Below are 1,932 nucleotides of genomic sequence, written 5' to 3'. Positions count from 1 at the left end.
GGCGGGTGCAGCCGGGCCCGTGGACCTGGCCGTCGCTGTGGCGCCAGAACGAGCAGCACGGCGTGAGCGGCTGGACGGTCTCGCCGGCCTCCAGTCGTGCCGTCCGCTGCGCCTCCACCTGGGCCCGCCGGTGGGCGCGGCGGGCGCTGGCGTCGACGATGAGGAGGCTGGGCGCGGTGCAGGCGACGAGGGCGGCGAGCCACCACCGGTGCTCGACGAGGAGGACGGTCGCGGAGGCGAGTTCGCCGAGGGCGAGGGCGCGGCAGGTGTGGGCGGTCCACTGGTGTCCGGTCATAGGTAGCTCCCGGTGGGGACGGTGCGGGCGTGGCGGAGAGCTTTGCGTGGGGCGCGCTGGTCGGTGAGGTCCGCGAGTTCGGCGCGCCGCACGTCGGTGGGGGTGGGGATGCGGTCGCTGGGCTGGTGGTCGGTGGTCCAGTTGGGGGCGCAGTCGAGGGCGAGCTGCCCGGCCGCCTCGATCGCGGCGCGACGGAGGGGCATCAGGCCGCCTCCTCGTAGTCGGGTCGCGTGCGGCGGGCGATACGGCGTGCGGTGGTGAGGCTGACGGCCCAGGAGGGGCGGACGATGCTGCGCCAGGCACCGCGGACGGCCCAGGTGCCGAGGGCGCAGCCGGTGAGGAGGAAGATCGTGAGGGCGGCACCGAGGACGGTGATCCATCCGAGGGCCCACCAGCCGAGGGTGATCAACGTGTCGATGGCTTCGGCGATCAGCACGGCTGCTCCGTGTGTTCGGGGCCGTCGAGGGCCTTGCACACGGCCCTGATGACATCGGCCGGGTCCTCATACGAGCCGGGGTCGCAGGCGACGAGACGTACGCGGGTGTTGGCGTCCCTCGCTGCCTTCCACTGCCGGTTGCGGAGGCTGATCTGCGCCCACAGGTTCTGAATGGTGGTGGGGTCGCCGCCGAGGGAGCGGATGCCGGCGCGGAGGGTACGCAGCTCGGCCTCGGCGATGTCGGCGCGGAGTCGCAGCTTCTTCGTCTCGGCATCCGGCGGCGGCAGTACCTCGCGGCCGACGTAGGCGGCGACGCGGACGGCGATCGTTGCGGTGAGGTCTGCGGTGCCTTCGGGTCCGCCGAGGCGGATGGGTGTGTCTTGGATGGCGGAGGCGATGACGCGGACGAGTGGGGCGAGTTCGGCGCGGATCTGGGCGTCGGTGAGGCGCTGAGTGTCGGCCATGGTCAGGCTCCTGACGGTGTGGTGTGATCGGGAGTGCGGCCAGCCGCGGCTCCAACGCGGCCGGCCGTCCTGCTGCTCACGCGCAGATCACGCACCGGTGATCCGCGATCTCGTTGTCGTGGCACGCGTCGACACAGCGCCGGCAGAACGCGGTCGTGCCGTGCTGGGCGTGTCCGGCGAAGCGGGTGTCCGCCGGGTCGAAGGCGGTACGGCACTTCCCGCACGCGGCCGGCTGCTCGCTGGTCTTCGGCGCCGCGTGCTCCGGGCAGAAGTCGTCACCGTCGCTGGTGTGCTCCCAGCCCTCGTTCTGCACCAGGTGCTGGCGGGCCACGCCGAGGCGCTCCCGGCTGGTCATGTCCTCGCTGACCATGTACTCGCCGGTCCGCTCGACCCCGCAGTGGTCGCAGAACATGGTGATCCGGGACGGGTAGTAGGGGCTGTCGGGGTCGCGGAGGATCGCGGAGACGGTCTCCGGGGTGAGTGGCTGGGGTGTGGTGTTGGGCTGCATGGCTGGTTCCTTTCGGCTGGTTTCGCGTGGGGCGGCGTGTAACCGGCTCCGCGGCGGAGGCGGGTCAGGCTGCTCCGTGGTGTTCGTCGGGGTCGTTGTGGCTGTGGTTGGGCCTGTCGGGGTGGCTGCCGGTGTGGGGGTCGCAGCCGAGGTGGGTGTCGTATCCGCGGCCTGCCCAGTCGGGGTTCATGGGGCGGTCGCAGATGGTGCAGAGGGGTGTGGTGGGGGT

General features: G+C 72.2%; 5 protein-coding genes. All 5 read right to left on the bottom strand.

Features of this window, described 5'->3' with window-relative positions:
* Positions 1-295: hypothetical protein (locus tag BZL64_RS36035; RefSeq protein ID WP_086773250.1), on the bottom strand; the 295-nt coding region annotated here is incomplete at its 3' end.
* Positions 292-498 (bottom strand): hypothetical protein, encoded by a 207-nt coding sequence (locus BZL64_RS36030; RefSeq protein ID WP_086773249.1) that lies wholly within the window; start codon positions 496-498, stop codon positions 292-294. The genes BZL64_RS36030 and BZL64_RS36035, both read right to left, overlap by 4 nt.
* The gene (locus BZL64_RS36025; RefSeq protein ID WP_086773248.1) at positions 498-731 is read right to left on the bottom strand and encodes a hypothetical protein; all 234 of its coding nucleotides are present in this window, start codon (positions 729-731) and stop codon (positions 498-500) included. The genes BZL64_RS36030 and BZL64_RS36025 overlap by 1 nt, the downstream gene beginning before the upstream one ends.
* Positions 725-1,195, bottom strand: a complete 471-nt coding sequence (locus BZL64_RS36020) for a hypothetical protein (protein ID WP_086773247.1) — start codon at positions 1,193-1,195, stop codon at positions 725-727. The genes BZL64_RS36025 and BZL64_RS36020 overlap by 7 nt, the downstream gene beginning before the upstream one ends.
* A 76-nt stretch (positions 1,196-1,271) precedes the next feature.
* Positions 1,272-1,703, bottom strand: coding sequence for a hypothetical protein (locus BZL64_RS36015; RefSeq protein WP_086773246.1), 432 nt, complete (start codon positions 1,701-1,703; stop codon positions 1,272-1,274).
* Positions 1,704-1,932 lie beyond the last annotated feature (229 nt).

This window comes from Streptomyces bobili, assembly GCF_002154575.1.
In the GTDB taxonomy this organism is placed as follows: Bacteria; Actinomycetota; Actinomycetes; order Streptomycetales; family Streptomycetaceae; genus Streptomyces; species Streptomyces bobili.
The sequence above is the reverse complement of the archived record's forward strand: the minus strand, read 5'-3'. Positions and strand labels throughout refer to the sequence as shown.